At 36.5% G+C, this 17,294-nt stretch carries 16 protein-coding genes; 13 read left to right on the top strand and 3 right to left on the bottom strand.

The genetic code is table 11. From position 1 onward, the window contains the following. The first annotated feature begins 17 nt into the window (after nt 1-17). The 13 genes from RWM19_RS07105 (at nt 18) to RWM19_RS07045 (ending at nt 12,245) form a co-directional block, all read left to right on the top strand. Nucleotides 18-458: a MarR family transcriptional regulator gene (locus tag RWM19_RS07105; RefSeq protein ID WP_313985380.1), complete on the top strand. Its 441-nt coding sequence runs from the start codon at nt 18-20 to the stop codon at nt 456-458. Between the two features lie 5 nt (nt 459-463). Next, nucleotides 464-955 carry a twin-arginine translocase TatA/TatE family subunit gene (locus RWM19_RS07100; RefSeq protein ID WP_294023830.1) on the top strand — a complete coding sequence of 164 codons (492 nt, stop codon included), beginning with the start codon at nt 464-466 and terminating at the stop codon, nt 953-955. Further along, nucleotides 952-1,125, top strand: a complete 174-nt coding sequence (locus RWM19_RS07095) for a twin-arginine translocase TatA/TatE family subunit (protein ID WP_294023828.1) — start codon at nt 952-954, stop codon at nt 1,123-1,125. The genes RWM19_RS07100 and RWM19_RS07095 overlap by 4 nt, the downstream gene beginning before the upstream one ends. Then, nucleotides 1,094-1,852 carry a twin-arginine translocase subunit TatC gene (gene tatC / locus RWM19_RS07090; RefSeq protein WP_313985375.1) on the top strand — a complete coding sequence of 253 codons (759 nt, stop codon included), beginning with the start codon at nt 1,094-1,096 and terminating at the stop codon, nt 1,850-1,852. Before RWM19_RS07095 ends, tatC begins: the two co-directional genes overlap by 32 nt. A gap of 29 nt (nt 1,853-1,881) precedes the next feature. After that, nucleotides 1,882-4,104 (top strand): FAD-binding protein, encoded by a 2,223-nt coding sequence (locus tag RWM19_RS07085; protein WP_313985372.1) that lies wholly within the window; start codon nt 1,882-1,884, stop codon nt 4,102-4,104. Nucleotides 4,105-4,187: 83 nt separating this feature from the next. Then, nucleotides 4,188-5,429, top strand: a complete 1,242-nt coding sequence (locus RWM19_RS07080; protein WP_313985369.1) for a S41 family peptidase — start codon at nt 4,188-4,190, stop codon at nt 5,427-5,429. An 80-nt stretch (nt 5,430-5,509) separates the two neighbouring features. After that, nucleotides 5,510-5,998, top strand: coding sequence for an isoprenylcysteine carboxylmethyltransferase family protein (locus tag RWM19_RS07075; protein ID WP_313985366.1), 489 nt, complete (start codon nt 5,510-5,512; stop codon nt 5,996-5,998). Further along, complete coding sequence (locus RWM19_RS07070; RefSeq protein WP_313985363.1) at nt 5,995-6,801, top strand: class I SAM-dependent methyltransferase; 807 nt, start codon at nt 5,995-5,997, stop codon at nt 6,799-6,801. The genes RWM19_RS07075 and RWM19_RS07070 overlap by 4 nt, the downstream gene beginning before the upstream one ends. A 94-nt stretch (nt 6,802-6,895) precedes the next feature. After that, entirely contained in the window at nt 6,896-7,225 is a 330-nt protein-coding gene (locus RWM19_RS07065; protein ID WP_313985360.1) for an antibiotic biosynthesis monooxygenase, read from the top strand. Between the two features lie 27 nt (nt 7,226-7,252). Further along, nucleotides 7,253-8,059: a GNAT family N-acetyltransferase gene (locus RWM19_RS07060; protein ID WP_313985357.1), complete on the top strand. Its 807-nt coding sequence runs from the start codon at nt 7,253-7,255 to the stop codon at nt 8,057-8,059. 86 nt (nt 8,060-8,145) lie between these two features. Then, the gene (locus tag RWM19_RS07055) at nt 8,146-9,309 is read left to right on the top strand and encodes a CapA family protein (protein ID WP_313985355.1); all 1,164 of its coding nucleotides are present in this window, start codon (nt 8,146-8,148) and stop codon (nt 9,307-9,309) included. Between the two features lie 157 nt (nt 9,310-9,466). Beyond that, nucleotides 9,467-11,131 (top strand): diphosphate--fructose-6-phosphate 1-phosphotransferase, encoded by a 1,665-nt coding sequence (locus RWM19_RS07050; RefSeq protein ID WP_313985353.1) that lies wholly within the window; start codon nt 9,467-9,469, stop codon nt 11,129-11,131. A 79-nt stretch (nt 11,132-11,210) separates the two neighbouring features. Continuing rightward, complete coding sequence (locus tag RWM19_RS07045; protein WP_313985350.1) at nt 11,211-12,245, top strand: LD-carboxypeptidase; 1,035 nt, start codon at nt 11,211-11,213, stop codon at nt 12,243-12,245. Nucleotides 12,246-12,307: 62 nt separating this feature from the next. Here RWM19_RS07045 and RWM19_RS07040 read toward each other — a convergent pair whose 3' ends face one another. The 3 genes from RWM19_RS07040 to RWM19_RS07030 all read right to left on the bottom strand — a co-directional run bounded on the left by RWM19_RS07040 (nt 12,308) and on the right by RWM19_RS07030 (nt 17,209). After that, nucleotides 12,308-13,942 (bottom strand): ATP-binding cassette domain-containing protein, encoded by a 1,635-nt coding sequence (locus RWM19_RS07040; protein ID WP_313985347.1) that lies wholly within the window; start codon nt 13,940-13,942, stop codon nt 12,308-12,310. A gap of 11 nt (nt 13,943-13,953) precedes the next feature. Then, the gene (locus RWM19_RS07035; RefSeq protein WP_294023301.1) at nt 13,954-15,777 is read right to left on the bottom strand and encodes an iron ABC transporter permease; all 1,824 of its coding nucleotides are present in this window, start codon (nt 15,775-15,777) and stop codon (nt 13,954-13,956) included. Nucleotides 15,778-15,847: 70 nt separating this feature from the next. After that, complete coding sequence (locus tag RWM19_RS07030) at nt 15,848-17,209, bottom strand: hypothetical protein (protein WP_294023300.1); 1,362 nt, start codon at nt 17,207-17,209, stop codon at nt 15,848-15,850. Nucleotides 17,210-17,294: the final 85 nt, after the last annotated feature.

Here is a 17,294-nt window from a genome sequence, read left to right as displayed (position 1 = left end):
CGCTATATAATTTTCCCATGACAAGAAAAATAGATTGTGGTGAATATATTCACTGGATAAGTGATGTGTTAGAAAAGCGAGCAGAATTATTGTTGGCCAAAGGAGGTTTAACGTTATCTCAAATGATGGTCATTGAATCTTTTCGCCATAGTAAAGATGGATATCAAACTGTGCAAGATATCCAAAATGCACTTCATGTTGCACAACCTACTGCTAGTGGACTTGTAAAGCGTATGGAGAAAAAAGGACTTTTAAAACGCATCGATTCTAAGGATAAACGTGAAAAGGTTATTTCTCTAACAGAAGAAGGACATGCGGCAATCACCAATGCTAGAAAAGGAATGATATCAACAGAATCTATCTTGCTGGCGAGCTTAAGTGAAGAAGAAAGTAAACAGTTCCATTCGCTATTAGATAAAGTTTGGAATTCGCTAGATGAATTAAAAAAGGATAGGTAATTTTTATGAAGATCGGAACACTAGAAATTGTAGTGATTGTAATTGTTGCATTGTTTGTAATTGGACCAGACAATCTACCATCCTATGCGAAGAAATTTGGTGAAGTATTAAAGAGTCTACGTGCTGCAACTGCAGACTTAAGTAAAGATGTTCAAGAAAATATCGTAGAACCTTTAAACGAAGCACAAAAGCCACTACGTGATGCGTTACAACCATTACAAGAAACCGTTGATGATGTACACAAAAATATCTCTGCTGCCAAAGATTCGGTCGCAAGTGCAATCAATATTAGAAAGCGTGCAACGGTAGTGACGAAAGAAACGCTAGAAGAACGCAAAGCGAATGAATGGACTTGTCCGAATTGTAATAACATCAATCATGGTAAATTCTGCTCAGAATGTGGAACGCCAAAGGTGACAGAAGAAAACAAAACAGTACAAGTCGTACAAGAAAATACAAAAGATAAGGGTGAAAACAAAGAAGGAGTTACTATATGAAAATCGGAATGAATGAATTGGTTATTATTTTGCTTATTGTTGTAATTTTATTTGGACCGACACAGATTCCAAAGTTAACAAAGATGTTTGGTAAGAGCATAAAGGGTTTCAAAGAAGGCATTGGATCTGAAGAAGAAAATGACAACAACAAAGACAATACAAACGAATAAAGATGAACAGGGAGTGATGACACTACCGGGACATTTACGAGAATTACGTAATCGTATTGGTGTATGTCTGGTAGTTTTTATTGTTGGCTTTTTTGTTGCGCTTGCTTTTTCAAAACAGTTGGTACAACTATTAACCGACATGGGAACCAGATATCACTACGAGTTTGTTTATATTGCACCACAGGAGTTAATGCTTGTGCATTTTAGTGTCGCAATGTTAGCAGCTTTTATAGCGGATATCCCGGTGATTGTTCATCAGATTTATGCATTTAGTTCTCCTGCAATTGAAAATAAAAAAACCAAAAAAGTTGTCCTGTTGGTGATGTTATTTGGCTTATTGTTTTTTGTTATAGGTGTGTTATTTGCATACTACATAAGTGTGCCATTTATGCTGTACTTCCTAAAGGAATTTGGTGCAGGTTCTGATATTATCGCAAGTATTTCCATTCAAGAATATGTCATGTTTTTGACAACTGTATTTATGATTTTTGGTGTCATATTTGAAATGCCTGTTATATCGGTTCTCTTATCCCTTGTAGGAGTTTTAAAGGCAAAGTATCTAATCAAAGCGCGTAAGCCTGCAATCATTATTATTTTTATTGTAGCGGCTATTGTAACACCACCAGACATTGTTTCCCAGATTATGGTGGCAGTACCTATGGTTGCGCTTTATGAATTGAGTATAGTTCTCTGTCGTATTTTTTCGAAGAGTGATTATAAAAAATAATAGAAAGGGAAAGTAAAAAGGAAATTAGTATGAGTTTCAAACTTTCAAGAAAGGATTTTCTAAAGGGAGTTGGTGCTGGTGCAATTACGATTGCAGCAGCAGGTACTTTAGTTGGATGTAAGTCTAACTCCGGTACTGGAAAAGGTATCTATACGCCTGGAACATATACAGCGACAGCCAAGGGTATTGGTACAGTTAAGATGACAGCCACATTTGATGCAAATAAGATTACAGATATCAAATTGGATGTTAGTGAGGAAACAGAAAGCATTGGACAGAAAGCTGCTGATGAAATTGTAAAGCAGTTGATGAAAGCACAGGGTACTGAAATTGATGGTATTACAGGTGCTACTGTTACTGCAAATGCGGTGAAAGAATGTTTAGAAAAATGTATTGCCCAAGCAAAAGGTGAAGCTGTAGAGGAAGAAGCTGAACCAGGACCTGGTGGACCTGGAGGTCCAAGAGGGCCAAAGCTGGACCGTGAAGCTGCCAAGAAGGCTGCAGCAGCTGATGGACGTGTATTTGGCTATGCGGCAGCTGGTAATAAGTGGTTAGGTGAAGCACCTAAGTATGATAAAGTCGACGAAACTGTTGATACAGATGTTGTAGTCATCGGATTAGGTCATGCTGGTGTTCAGGCTGTACTGGGTGCTGCTGAAAAGGGTGCTAAGGTTGTAGGCCTTGAAGCGCAGGAGCTGGATATGTTCTCATGGTATGGAGAAGATATTGGTGCTTGGAATTCACAGTTTGCTAAGAATATTGGCATTCCTGAGTGGAACCTTGGAGAAGTAATCGATGAATTTGTTACCCGTGGTGGTGGACGTGTTGATCCAGGTATCGTTTCACTTTATGTAAAGAATTCTGGTCCTACATTAGACCACATGATTGATGTAGCAAAGGAAATGGGCGTAGATCCAAAGGTCTATACATATGACAACACTGAAAATGGATGGACGATCGTTCAGGTAAATATGGATTATGAAAAGATTAAGGCTGGAAATAATATCTATGATTGCTTAGATCTTACAAATTATCCTCGTCATCCTGGCACAAAGACATGGCCTGCAACTGTACAATTCATGGGCCCATATAGTGCTGAAGAAGTACAAGGTGTTGCGGCACATTCAGTACTCAAGTATGTACAACAAGCTTGCTTGGATAAGGCTGTTAAGGACTATGGCACAACACTATACTATGGTACATCTGCAAAGGTTCTTCTCAAGGACGATAGTGGACGCGTAACAGGCGTTATCGCAGAAGATGTTGATGGCAAGAAGATTCAATATAATGTCAAGAAGGGGGTTGTTGTTTGCGGTGGTGACTATGCTGGAAACGCAGAGATGTCTTGGGCATTATTAACAGAATACATGGAACGCTTTGAGCGTGAAGGCGGATTACAAGCAGACTTCAAGAGCGGCATGGGTGGCCGTGATGGTTCAGCAGTGAAGCTCTTATGCTGGGCTGGTGGTATGGTTGAACCAGCACCTCGTGGAACAATGTTACTAGGTGGTGGTATCAATGGTCCATGGGGTAATAACTCAATGTTATGGCTCAATAGTGAAGGAAAGCGTTATTGCAATGAAGGAAATGTTACGGGTGCCGCTACAGCAACCGCTCGTCAAAAGGCAGGAGATGGCTATCTTGTAACAGATAACAACTTCATGAAGTCAATATGCGCAGGTGGTATTGAACATGCTGCACCTAATGGTGGACGTCCACAATATTATCAAGACTTGATTGATGATATGGCCGCAATTCCTACAGGTAAGAGTGAGCCAACACAAATTCGTGGTTGCTTTGTTGCAGAACGTATGGGCGCAGCTGTCTATAAGGCAGATACATTAGACCAATTAGCAGATCTTATGGGTGTTCCAGCTGAAAGTAAGCAGACTTGGTTAGACTCTATCGCTCATTACAATGAGTTATGTGCAGCGGGTGCTGATACTGACTTTGGTAAAGATCCATCCGCAATGGTACCTGTTCTTGAGGCTCCATTCTATGGCTGCAAGGGTAACCTAGGTAACAACGCTACTACACCAATGATGGTAACAATGTCTGGTGTTATGGCAGACTTGAATCTAAATGTTACTGATGTTGAACATAACCCAATTCCAGGTCTATATGCGGCAGGTAACTGCTTAGGTGGACGTTATGGTACAGGTTATTCAACACCATGTGCTGGTAACTCTATCGGTATGGCGGTAACACACGGAAGATTAGCTGGACAGTTTGTCGTTGATAACGAAAAATAATAGTTGTACTGTGAGATAGCAGGAGACTGCTATCTCATTTTTTAAAACGAAGGATACTTGAGTAGAAAGGTTTCGTAAATCATATGGATACATACACATTGCTAAAAGATATATTTCATACGATACGTAAAGATTATGCGGGATTTGACGAAGTTAAGGAACGTCATAATCCATCACCGGCATTAACCATGCTTGCACAGGCTCACTACGATCACAAGATGACCCCAATCATGCCACTACAAGCAGTATCACAATACTTATCAAATCTACGTGATCGTAATTTGAAATTTACGATGGATTCTGATGAAAACTATCAACCATTCTCAAGAGGTTTCTATGTACGTAGATGTGATGAAGGATTATTCGTCGATGAAGTGACTAGCGAGACTAGACTTCAAGTTGGAGATAAAGTTCTTACCATCAATGGACAGACACCGGAAAGAATTGTAAGTACACTACCAAATCCACTTCTAGCATCTGATATACCAGAGCGTGAACAATGGACAGGATACTTAAAACTCGCAGACCACATGATTGTTGAACATGGAGATGGAACCCAAGAAGATATTGTATTTCAAAAATATCCACTTGATCTTCCAAAAGAACCACAATTTGAAAAAATAGAAAATACAGTTATTTTAAAATTCTCAAAGTTTGAATCCTGTGAAGATACGGAACAGTTCTTACAAGCACATCAAAAAGATATTGAACAATGCAAACGATTGGTCATTGATTTACGTAAGAATATTGGTGGTAGCGAAGAAGGTTATCTACCATTGCTTGGATATATAGTCAAAAATGATGGATTGTTAAAGGATATCTATGGTAATCGTACAATCTGGACAAACTATACTGAAACAAATTGCCAGCGTTCTATCGATAACCTCCAGCAATATCTTGAAAGTGAAGATGCTGAAGTAAAAGAATATGTACAATCTGCAATCTCCTACTATGAACAGATGAAATCAGTAGGATGGATAAAGGGTGAACAAGAATTATTTGCGGATGGCGAAACATGCATTACAAAAGTTGGTCCTGAAGATGTAGTTGTTCTGATTGATACTTGGTGTGAAAATGAAGCGGAGCAGTTTGTACGTATTGCCAAGGAACAAGGACGTGCAAAATTAATTGGTAGACCTACAATGGGTAATATTGATTATTTTAATCCAGTTAAAGTACGCTATGAAAATTATGAGTTTACTTACCCGATTTCTAAGACGGATGCTGCTAAAAATGGAAATGGAATAAATGATAAAGGAATTGAGCCTGATGAATATATTCCATTTATTAGTTCAGAATTAGCGGAAGATACATTTTTGAAATAATTGTATGATAATCATGATAGTGCTAAAATTCTAGTTAGATAAAACTAACTAGAATTTTAAATTATGGAAAGGTAAAAAATATGAAAAAGAATCATCTACCAATTTTAGGCGTTGGGCCGTTGTATGTCGTCACTATTATTTTGATGACTATCATTAGTATTACTCTTTCTGCTACAGGAATTATTCCTGTCATTACATTTACTAATATACGATGGATATTTGTACTAAGTGGTATTTTATGTTTCATTATTGGAATCACTCTATGGTTGAAGGCTGTTATTATTGACCGACTTGATGCACATATCATAAAGAATGAGTTGGTAACTACTGGTGTTTATGCATATGTAAGAAATCCAGTATATAGTGCGTTCATGTTTGTGTGTACAGGGGTTTTATTGATATACGGAAATCTAGTGTTGTTAGTATTGCCAATCATCTACTGGGGGTTTATGACTGTATTAATGAAGTTAACGGAAGAAAAATGGTTAGAAGATTTATATGGAAAAGAGTATGTCCAATATCGACAACGCGTAAACCGTTGTATTCCATGGAAAGGGAAAGAGTTATGAATGATACAAGTTCCTTACAAGGAGTAGAAGATACATTGTACATTCCTTTATATGCGAGAATATATGCATCTAAAAGATTCCCTAATTATTTCTATGATGAAAAAGCGTTATTACTTGAGAATCATATCTCTCTAAAGAAAATTGCCCAGAATACATTTGAGTATTTCAATATGGCTAGTGTTTGTAGACAACAGATGATTGACAAAAAGATTATTTCATTTTTAGAAAACAACCATGCATGCAATGTTGTATTTTTAGGTGCAGGTTTAGAAACAGCATATTTCCGCATTAGAAATAATATTTCTAACTTCTATGAAGTCGATTTGGAACATGTAATCGCAGTGAGAGAAAAACTTCTTGGTCATGGTAAAAATGAGATACTCATTGGTTGTGATATGTTCTCGATGAAGTGGGCTGAATACTTAGATACCTCTAAACATACATTGATTGTTTTAGCAGGTGTATTTCAATATTTTACAAAAGATAAAATCATTCATTTTATTCATCAAATACAAAAAAGAATTCCAAAATGTGAAATGGTATTTGATGCGACAGATAGCATCGGATTAAAGCGCGCAAATATATTTGTTCGAAGAACTGGAAATGTGAATGCAGAGATGTATTTTGCGATAGATAATCCATGTGAATTCGCAAATGATACAAACACGAAGCCAGTAAGTGTGAGTGGATTCTTTGCGGATGCTTTGAAACAATGCAGAGGATTAAAACTGATATCCAAGATAGTGATGTTTTTTTCGGATAGATTAAAACGAACTATGGTAATTCACTTACGTTTAAATTAGTAGATATTTAAAAAGTATTTCAGTTCTGAAATGCTTTTTATAATATTGGAAGTTTAGGTATAATGATTGTAATGAATTCAAGAGAGGGTACATAATGAGTATTACAATCAATATTTACTATACAGGTATCAATGGAAATGCAAGAAAGTTTGCTAATGAGATGGAATCTAGTGGATTAACAAAGAAGATTCGTGAAGAAGATGGAAACTTACGCTATGAATATTTCTATCCTGCAAATGATGATGAAACAGTATTATTAATTGATTCTTGGAAAGATCAGAAATCAATTGATTTTCATCACGCTTCGCCAATGATGGAAGAAATTACAAACTTACGTGATAAATATGATTTACATATGCGTGTTGAAAGATATGTTTCGGATGATACAAACGAAAATGTTGATCATGAATTCATTAGAAAATAGAGATCTATAAAAGAAAGGTACCAAAAAATGTTGGAAGAAATTACTTCTTTGGATAATTATGAAGCATTCATCAATGAAGTATGTAGTGATGAAAACTATGTAGATCCTCATTATCTGTATGATGAAAATAATCTATATCGTGCTTTTGAAAAAAGAGATCAACATGTATATGCATATTTTGAAGATAGTAAAATTCGTGGGATTTTCGTATTACTGATTTTACCAACAGAAAAATATGTGGAAACGCTGATTGCATTATCTAAGTCAGAACATGCATACAGAGAATTATTTGAATATCTTGAAAAGAATTATAAAGGATATCGTTGTGACTTCGTCATAAATCCGAAAAATATCCTGTTAAAGAATATACTTACCTCAAAGAATGCAATCTTTGAAAATGAACAACAAAGAATGATTGCTAGACATAGAATAGAGAAGGAGTATTCATTAGATATTCAACTATATAGCGATGCGTGGAAAGAGTCATATATTGATATGCACGTAAAAGAAACCTATTGGACAGCAGAAAAGGTGTTATCTGCACTAGATCGTTTCAGAGTATATTTAGCGATTGATAAAGAACGGTTGGTTGGATACTTAGATGTGACATACGCATACAAACAAAATGAGCCATATAGCTTAGTTGTATTACCACAGTATCAAAATCAAGGATATGAAGAAGCACTGCTATCGAAAGCTATTGCGTTGAATGGCTCAAATACAATGATGACTTTGGTGGATGTAAACGCAAAGGAAGAAATCAGAATTTATGAGGAGGCTGGTTTTGAGACTATCAAAGGACAGAATAGTATCTTTGCGACAATTACAATCTAAGGTGAATGGTTCATTCTTTGTTAATACAAATTGAAAGAGAACAGAACTTATACTATGATTTTGGTAATAAACAATATGGTGACAAGATGAAAAAACAGAGTACATTTGTATTTACCGGTGATATCGGTTTTGATAAATATATGGATCGAAAATGGGAAGACAAACATCTGATTACAGATGGTGTTTTACGCTTTTTGCATAGTAGTGACCATGTTGTGGCGAATGTGGAAGGAGCGCTCATTGATTTACCTCCACAAGATGATACTTCTGGTGTAAAACAACTGATTCACGCAATGAATCCGAATGCTATCAAGGTTTTAAATCACATGCATGCGGATGTTTGGAATTTATGTAACAACCATATTCTTGATGCTGGTGAAGAAGGCGTAGCACAAACAATGAAACTTGCAAAAGAGAATCATGTTCAAACAGTTGGGGCAGGGATGAACATTGAGGAAGCTGCTAGACCGTTAGTATTTGATGAAGCTGGTGGAATTGGTTTATTCAGTGTTGGTTATCGTAGAGGTTGTAAACCAGCGGATGTAAATCGTGCTGGATGTCTTCTTTGGAATGATATGGAGTGCATCCAGAAAAATATTGATGAAATCAAAAAGATGTGTCGTTGGTGCGTGATTGTTTGCCATGGTGGTGAGGAGTTTACATCATTACCTTCTTCTTATACAAGAGATCGTTATCATAAATTCTTAGAGATGGGTGCGGATATTGTGGTAGCACATCATCCTCACGTTCCAATGAACTATGAAACAGTAAATGATAAAGTTATTTTCTATTCCCTAGGAAATTTCATTTTTGATACAGATTATCAACGTGCACAATACAATACTGAGTATGGTATCTTGGTTAAAATTAGCTTTACTGAAAAGGAGTTTACTTGGGATGCTTGTGGTATTCGTATCAATCGTGAGTTAGAACATGTGCGTACTGCAAAATTACCGGATATCTTTGCGGATGTACAAGAAGAAGAGTATAGACACTTAGAAGCACTTGCGGCAAAGATGATGGTTTCTGCGTATAAACGACAGTTGGTTTACTTGAATCCAAAAGAATATCAAAATGCGAGTGAAAAGAAATGGGAAGAAAACTTTTTGAATCCTAAGCGTAGTGGTCGTGTAGAAGGGGAAGCACTAGATTTTCAAATCATCTATCCACTTGCCAATACTGCTGAAGATGGTGAATGGAAAAAGAGTAAACTAACAAAAGTTGTTAAGTATATTCAAAAGCAAATATAAATCGTTAAGACATCGCGTAATAGCGATGTTTTTATATCAGTATTCAATTTTTAAAACATGGTTAAATCATAATAAGATAGACAAATCTTCTGTATGTTTATTTCAAAAAAGTTGTGGTATTCTAGTAATGAGGTTTAAATCGAAAAGGAGTAAAAATATGACAGATTTATCACCACTACAAAAAGCTAGATATCAGTATGCACCAAAGCTTCCAAAGATGCTAAGAAATGGTATCTCTGAGATTTCAGTTTTGGAAGGGGAAGAAACAACAAGCGTTGCTGATCAGGAAAAGATCAAGGCTTTATTCCCAAATACTTATGGTAAGAAGGAAATTACATTCCAAAAGGGACAAAATACATCCGTAGCGAAGAAGCAGGTTGTAGGTGTTATCCTTTCTGGTGGACAGGCACCTGGTGGACACAACGTAGTGTGCGGTCTATATGATGCTTTAAAGGCAACTAATCCAGAAAATGTATTATATGGATTTAAGAAGGGTCCAAGTGGATTACTTGAAGATGATTATTTAATTTTCGATGATGCGTATATCGATCAGTATAGAAATACTGGTGGATTTGATATCATCGGTTCTGGTAGAACAAAGCTTGAAACAGAAGAGCAGTTTGCAGTTGCGGCTGAAGTTTGTAAGAAGCACGGTATCACAGCGATTGTTATTATCGGTGGTGATGACTCCAATACAAATGCTGCTGTTTTAGCTGAGTACTTTGCAGCACATGATGCTGGTGTACAGGTGATCGGTTGCCCTAAGACAATCGATGGTGACTTAAAGAATGAAGATATTGAATGCTCGTTCGGTTTCGATACAGCTACTAAGACATATAGCGAAGTTATCGGTAACATCGAAAGAGATGCTAACTCTGCGAAGAAGTACTGGCATTTCGTTAAGGTAATGGGACGTTCTGCTTCTCACGTTGCTTTGGAATGTGCATTACAGACACAACCAAACGTTTGCTTGATTTCTGAAGAAGTTGCTGAAAAGAAGATGTCCTTATCACAGATTGCAGACTATATCGCTGATTCTGTAGAAGCTAGAGCTGCTAAGGGTATGAACTTCGGTGTAGCAATTATCCCTGAAGGTGTCGTTGAATTTGTTCCAGAGTTCTCTGCATTAATCGCTGAAATTAATGAATTACTTGCTGGTAGTAAGGCTGAAGCATTCAATGCTTTACCTAACTGGAAAGAAAAGTATGCATTTATTGAAAAAGGATTATCTCAGGAAGCAATGTCAGTATTCGCAATTCTTCCAGAAGGAATCCAGCAGCAGTTATTCTTAGAAAGAGACCCACACGGAAACGTACAGGTATCTCTCATTGAATCTGAGAAGTTATTCTCTGCTATCGTGAAAGCTAAGTTAGAAGAGAGAAAGGCTGCAGGTACTTACAAGGGTAAGTTCAATGCATTACACCACTTCTTCGGTTATGAAGGAAGATGTGCATTCCCATCTAACTTCGATGCAGACTACTGCTATTCATTAGGTTACAATGCATTCATGTTAATCCAATATGGTTACAATGGATACCTATCAAAGGTTTCTAACCTATCTAAGTCAGCTGATGAATGGGTAGCTGGTGGTATGCCAATCACTAAGATGATGAACATCGAAAGAAGACATGGTGAAGATAAGCCAGTTATCAGAAAGGCTCTTGTTGAGCTCGATGGTAAACCATTCAAGTTCTTCGAAGCACATAGAGAACAGTGGGCTAAGGAAACATGCTACACATACCCAGGTGCAATTCAGTACTATGGACCAGCTGAGGTTTGTGATTTAACAACTAGAACACTAGCTCTTGAAAAGGGTGAATAATTAATGTTTAAAGACACAGTAGAAACTCTACTGTGTTTTATTTATGTTATAATGCTAAAAATAATATGAGGTTAGTACTATGAAGAAGGTAAAAACAATCGGGATTGTCAGTTTATCTAGTGGCATTCTAGGGGAGGATTTTGTACAACATGAAGTGAAAATTGGTCTAGAACGTTTAGAAAAATTTGGCATTCAAGTGAAATTCATGGAACATGCATGCAAAGGATTGGAATATATTTCTGAACATCCACAGGATAGAGCAAGTGATTTGTTAAATGCATTTCAAGATGATTCAATTGATATGATACTTTGTGCAATTGGTGGTGATGATACGTATCGTTTATTACCGTATCTTTTTGAGCATGATGAGTTAAAAAATGCTGTAAAAGAAAAGATATTTCTTGGATTTTCTGATACAACCTTTAATCACTTAATGCTACATAAAGTAGGTCTCAATACATTTTATGGACAAGCATTTCTTCCGGATGTATGTGAGTTAGATGAAGGAATGTTGCCATACACTGAGAAGTATTTCTTGGAATTATTAGAAACTGGAGCAATCCACGAAATAACACCAAGTGATGTATGGTACGAAGAACGTAGTGATTATAGTGCAGAATCTGTCGGCACAAAACGTATCATGCATGCAAATCAAGGATTTGAATTATTACAAGGTAGTGGAGTATTCCAGGGAAAGATATTAGGTGGATGTATCGATAGTTTATATGATATTTTTGATACAACAAGGCATAGTGATTCTGTTGAACTATGTAGAAAATATAATCTCTTTCCTGATTTAAATGATTGGAAGGGAAAGATATTATTATTGGAATCTAGCGAAGAACAGCCAACTCCTGAAAAGTATCGACACATGATAGAGGCATTAAAGAATACAGGTATCTTTGACGTCATCAATGGTATTCTTGTTGGAAAGCCAATGGATGAAATGTATACAAAGGAATATCAGGAAATTCTGGTAGGTGTTGTAAATAACCCAAACTTGCCAATTGTGTGGAATCTGAATGTAGGGCACGCTACACCACGTGCGATTGTTCCATTTGGTGTGATGGCAAGAGTTAATGTTGAAAAACAGAAGATAAGTTTTAAGTACTGAATGTAAGAAGTTCAGTACTTTTTTAAAAGAAAAGAAGGCCATTTTCTGACCTTCGATTAAGTTTATTGAATTGTTACGGAACCAGAAGCAATGAGTTGTCCTGATTTTCTATCATATAGAAGAATGTCATATGGTAGAACTGTGATATGAACCTGGTCACCAATGACGAATGATTGATTACCAAAGATGACAGATGTAAGAAGATAGTTATTGATGTTAAGCTTTAATGTTGACTCCATACCAGTAGGCATAGAGCCATCAACTGCTGCATCTAACTTACCATTTATATCGACTGTAATCTTTTCTGGGCGGATGCCTAAGATGAAGTCTTCATTTGTAATGATTACATCATCATCGCTGATATAGTCCTCATTAACTTTTTGGATGTGATATTTGAATACTTCATCTTTATTTTCTTTTTCAACCTTAGTGCTAGATTTTTCATCAAGATCATTAGAATGTTTTTCTGCATCACGGTGTTCAAACCATTCCTGCATGTTGAAATTGTGTTCTGGTGTAAAGACTGCTGTCTTATTGTCTAATACTGTGAATGTAAATGTTCCATCTTGGTTCTGTTTTCCTTTTGCTTCTAAGAAGTTGATAGATGGATTACCAACGAAGTCAGCACAGAATAGGTTGTTTGGCTTGTTGTAGAGTGATAATGGATAATCATACTGTTGTAGTAAACCATTATTCATTAAGCAGATTTTTGTTGAAAGTGTCATTGCCTCCATTTGGTCGTGTGTAACGTATACAAATGTTGAGCCTGTTTCTACATGTAATCTCTGTAGTTCATAACGCATTTCTAAACGTAACTTTGCATCAAGGTTAGATAATGGTTCATCCATAAATAGAACTTGTGGTTCAGGTGCAAGAGTACGAGCAATCGCAACACGCTGTTGTTGTCCACCTGAAAGTTCAGCAGGATAACGATCCATAAACATACCAATTTTTACGATTCTTGCTACACGATTTACAGATAAATCGATTTCTTCATTGCTTAGTTTACGAATTATTTTTTTCACTGAATCATTTTCTACGACTTCAAATTTTTCATTTACAGTTTCATTTTTGCTTTGATGTGCAGCAATTAATTTATTCTTTTTCTCTTCAAATTGCTGAATATATTTTTTTGCATCTTGTTCGATGGCGTTTGATGAATGTAAGTTGAACTTGAAGATCTTTTCAGCTGTATATTTGGAAATTGTATAGGTATTGATCAGTTTTAGAAGAAGACGTTTCTTGTCAATTTTGCCTGTCTTCTCTTTACATTCTTCAAAGATTTGTGTGAGTTTATTTGTATTTTGTAATGAACGAATCACATCACTAGTTGTTTTTAATTCAATATCCATTACTGGAAGTTCTTCTTTGATGTTTTTTAATCCAAAAGAGATGTTGTCATAAACTGTCATATTTGGCCATAACGCATAGTTCTGGAATAAGAATCCTACTTTACGCTTGTTTGGCGGAATGTTGATTCCTTGATCGGAATCATAAACAATTTGGTCACCGATTTTAATCTGTCCGCTTGTAGGTGTTTCTAAACCAGCAATCATACGTAGTGTTGTTGTTTTACCGCAGCCGGATGGTCCTAAGATTGTAATAAATGAATTGTTTTCAATATGTAAGTTGAGGTTATCTACAGCATAGAATTTACCCCAACGTTTTGTGATATTTGTTAGTTTGATTTCAGGCATATTTTTTCCTCCTAATTACCAATTCCTTCATCAAGGCTTGCACCAGTTAATTTATTTACAATCAAGTTTGAAAGCATGATTGTTACAATTAAGATCAGGTTGATTGCACTTGAGAAAGCATATAGTCCCATTTCATCAAAGTAATCTAATGTAGTTGATAAGATAAATCCTTGCGTACATAGTAATAAGAATAGTGATAACTCACGTAAGCAAGTCATGAATGGTAACATGAATCCACTGATGATCGAAGATTTTTGAATTGGGATGATAATGCGTGTCATTCGTTTGATCCAAGGTATATCTTGGATGATTGCGGCTTCTTCGATTTCTCCAGATAATTGCAACATAGAGTTTAATGCGTTACGACTTGCGAATGGAATGTATTTAATCACACCGACAATAACAAGTAACGTATACGTATTAAATAAATTGATATGTTGATTTGAGAATAGAATGAAGAAGGCTGCGCTAACTGCGATACTCGGCATTAGATATGGAAGGAATGCCATACTATTTACGTAATTAGCCCATTTCGAGCGGCGTTTCTTTGAAACAGCATAACCAATTAAAGTACCGATGATACCTGCAATTAGTGCACAGGCGATTGAGACAAGGATAGTTCCTTTATATGCATCCCAAATCGTACTATTGAATAAAATACCGCGTTGTCCATACATACCATTTTCAGTGATGTTTTCATTTGTAATCCACCATTTTGTTGTTAGATTAGCGAAGTTACCTGTATATAGGAAGGAGTAATCACCTGGATTAGGTAGGAATGTTTCAAAAGCAAACGAGATAATTGGGAAGATACTTGTAAAGAATGTAATGATAACAAAGATAAATGCAACTAAATGTTTACCAATCTTACCTAGGTTGATCTTTGATATTTGTCCAGATTTACCAGTAACAGTTGTATAGTTCTTTCTACTCTTTAGTGATGCTTGGTTGAGTGCGAGAATTGCCATACCAAAGATCATCATTAGAACTGCCAGAATAGATGCTTCACCAGTATATTTACTGTTGAGTGAAATATACTTGGTAGAAAGGGTAGTTAAATTTAAATAATGTGGAACTGGATAGGATCCCATTGCGCTACCAAATACGAGTAAGATTGTCGAAAGGATAGCAGGCTTGATCATTGGAATTGTAATACGTGTCAATATTTTATGACGAGGTGTATTTAGGATTGTTGCGGCTTCTTCTAGGTTTGCATCCATGTTCTTGAAGATACCACCAATCAAGATATATGCAAATGGTGCATAGTGTAATCCTAATACCATGGCACATGGGAATAATCCTACACACCACCATAGTGGCATGTTGATGCCAAATAGTGAGGCAAGCAATCCGTTAGATGTACCAGTAACCGCATTGGAATTAAATAAATGCTGCCATACAACTGCTAATGTCCACTGCGGCATAATATATGGGAAGATAAATATAGAGCTGAGGTACTTTCTGCACTTCATATTTGTTCTTGTCACAAGGAAAGCAAATACACCACCGAATAGGATTGAAATCATGCATGTAAGGACGGCAAGTGCTAAAGTATTACCCATCGGTGTCCAAAGATTTGTCTTCGCTAAATTACTTGTGAATAAATCAATGTAATTGATGAGGGTTAATCCTGATGTTTGCCCAGTTAAATGTTGGTCAATTGTTCCTGGGTGAATCTCAAATGTATCACGAATGATTGCCACAATAGGTGATATTGTTGCAATCGTACATAAGATACCAAAGATGAGCAGAATCACATTAAATGGTTGCGTGAAATAGGTTTTAATCTTATTAAAGAAAATCGCATTGCGTTTTTTCGAAATTGTTGTATCCAAGTTGTGTCTCCTTTCAAAAAAATGGAAGGCACCCAACTACCACGTAGGGTGCCTCATGATAACTGTTTGTTTATTTAGAAGTATTACCGTTAAATTTGTCTAGTGTTTCAATCCAAGAACCAACAGTGAATGCTACTGAAGCACAGTATTCAGGATCTTCTAATACGAGATGGCCTTTTGTTGTCCACCAATCATATCCACGGTCATCCTTAGATGGGAACTTATCTACACCATCAACATATCCACCTTGTGCATGATTGAATGTCTTTTCTGTTGCTGTCATAACATCTGGATTTGAGGAGTAACCACCCATATCTTTGCCCCAAGCACTGAAGCCTTTTTCTGTACATGTCATGTATGCGATAAATGCAGCAGCTGTCCATGGAAGTGGGCTATTCTTTGTTAAGAATAGGTAATGGCAATATCCAAATCCACCGATTCCTTCGTAACCATCTTCATATGCAGCAACTTTGATGTTATTTACAGAAGTTTCTGAAGATTCTTCGATAGAACGTAATTTGGAATATACCAATAATCCACATTGATCCGTTGCAGATGCAGATGTTAGTGTTGTACAAATTGGTCCATCATCTGTTTGTGCATTGTATCCATTTACCCAAAGCTTGATCCAAGCTAAAGCATATTTACCATTTTCACCTAAGTTAAAGCTTTCAGCATCTTTCGCAACTTCATCAATTGTTGGTTGGAATTCCGCTTTTGCGTCAGCTGGTAGCTTATCGAAGGCATTCTTTAATTCAGTTGCATACTTATCTTCTGTCAACATATACAAGAAATTCTTGCCGACGATTTCTGAGTCGATATCCATGAATAGTGGATGTGTATCCTTACGTACGAAATCCCAGCAGTTTGTGAATTTCTTGGAGCCTGTTGAATTGTACATAAATACTTTATTTAGTGTTTGTAATGGTAGGAAGCCTTTGTAGTCACTAGCTTTTACGCCATTTGCATCTGCCCATTCCTTAGGAATGAATGTTTTTAGGATACCGGTTTGATTCATCTTTGATTCAATCTGGTTACCATCCTGAATCAAAGTCATTGCGAATGTTCCTTGATCCTTAAGGGAGTCAGCTTGTAACTGCTCGAAAATCTTATTGTTCTTTGGCTGTTGCCATTCGAAATCTAATTTGTAGCTAGGATCGATTGTCTGTAAGTATTCGATGAATAATGGCAGTGCAGACTTACCGCGGCTAGAGTTACCTAATCCGAAGAATGTCTTACCATTAGATTCTTCGATTGCTTTCTTTCCAAGCTCTTCGAGTGACATTGTCTGTGCTTCTGCGATAATTTTGTCTATTTCAGACTGATTGGCTGTATCGTTTGTGGAAGTGTTATTAGTTCCTTTTCCACCGCATCCAACCAATGATGCGGCCAGTACTACAGAGAGTACTGATGATAAAAAACGCTTACTCATTATTTTTTCCCTCCTGATTAATGAATCTAGTCATATTATAAAAGAGAATGTAAGCGCTTTAAATTAAAGAAAAATGATATTTTTT

The organism is uncultured Solobacterium sp. (assembly GCF_963517755.1).
GTDB lineage: Bacteria > Bacillota_I > Bacilli_A > Erysipelotrichales > Erysipelotrichaceae > Bulleidia.
Note: the sequence above shows the minus strand (reverse complement) of the source record. Positions and strands in the feature narration are given on the sequence as shown.

Coding starts and splice junctions, on each gene's coding strand:
- RWM19_RS07105 (WP_313985380.1), top strand. CDS start 18: ATGACAAGAAAAATAGATTGTGGTGAATATATTCACTGGATAAGTGAT.
- RWM19_RS07100 (WP_294023830.1), top strand. CDS start 464: ATGAAGATCGGAACACTAGAAATTGTAGTGATTGTAATTGTTGCATTG.
- RWM19_RS07095 (WP_294023828.1), top strand. CDS start 952: ATGAAAATCGGAATGAATGAATTGGTTATTATTTTGCTTATTGTTGTA.
- tatC (WP_313985375.1), top strand. CDS start 1,094: ATGACAACAACAAAGACAATACAAACGAATAAAGATGAACAGGGAGTG.
- RWM19_RS07085 (WP_313985372.1), top strand. CDS start 1,882: ATGAGTTTCAAACTTTCAAGAAAGGATTTTCTAAAGGGAGTTGGTGCT.
- RWM19_RS07080 (WP_313985369.1), top strand. CDS start 4,188: ATGGATACATACACATTGCTAAAAGATATATTTCATACGATACGTAAA.
- RWM19_RS07075 (WP_313985366.1), top strand. CDS start 5,510: ATGAAAAAGAATCATCTACCAATTTTAGGCGTTGGGCCGTTGTATGTC.
- RWM19_RS07070 (WP_313985363.1), top strand. CDS start 5,995: ATGAATGATACAAGTTCCTTACAAGGAGTAGAAGATACATTGTACATT.
- RWM19_RS07065 (WP_313985360.1), top strand. CDS start 6,896: ATGAGTATTACAATCAATATTTACTATACAGGTATCAATGGAAATGCA.
- RWM19_RS07060 (WP_313985357.1), top strand. CDS start 7,253: ATGTTGGAAGAAATTACTTCTTTGGATAATTATGAAGCATTCATCAAT.
- RWM19_RS07055 (WP_313985355.1), top strand. CDS start 8,146: ATGAAAAAACAGAGTACATTTGTATTTACCGGTGATATCGGTTTTGAT.
- RWM19_RS07050 (WP_313985353.1), top strand. CDS start 9,467: ATGACAGATTTATCACCACTACAAAAAGCTAGATATCAGTATGCACCA.
- RWM19_RS07045 (WP_313985350.1), top strand. CDS start 11,211: ATGAAGAAGGTAAAAACAATCGGGATTGTCAGTTTATCTAGTGGCATT.
- RWM19_RS07040 (WP_313985347.1), bottom strand. CDS start 13,942: ATGCCTGAAATCAAACTAACAAATATCACAAAACGTTGGGGTAAATTC.
- RWM19_RS07030 (WP_294023300.1), bottom strand. CDS start 17,209: ATGAGTAAGCGTTTTTTATCATCAGTACTCTCTGTAGTACTGGCCGCA.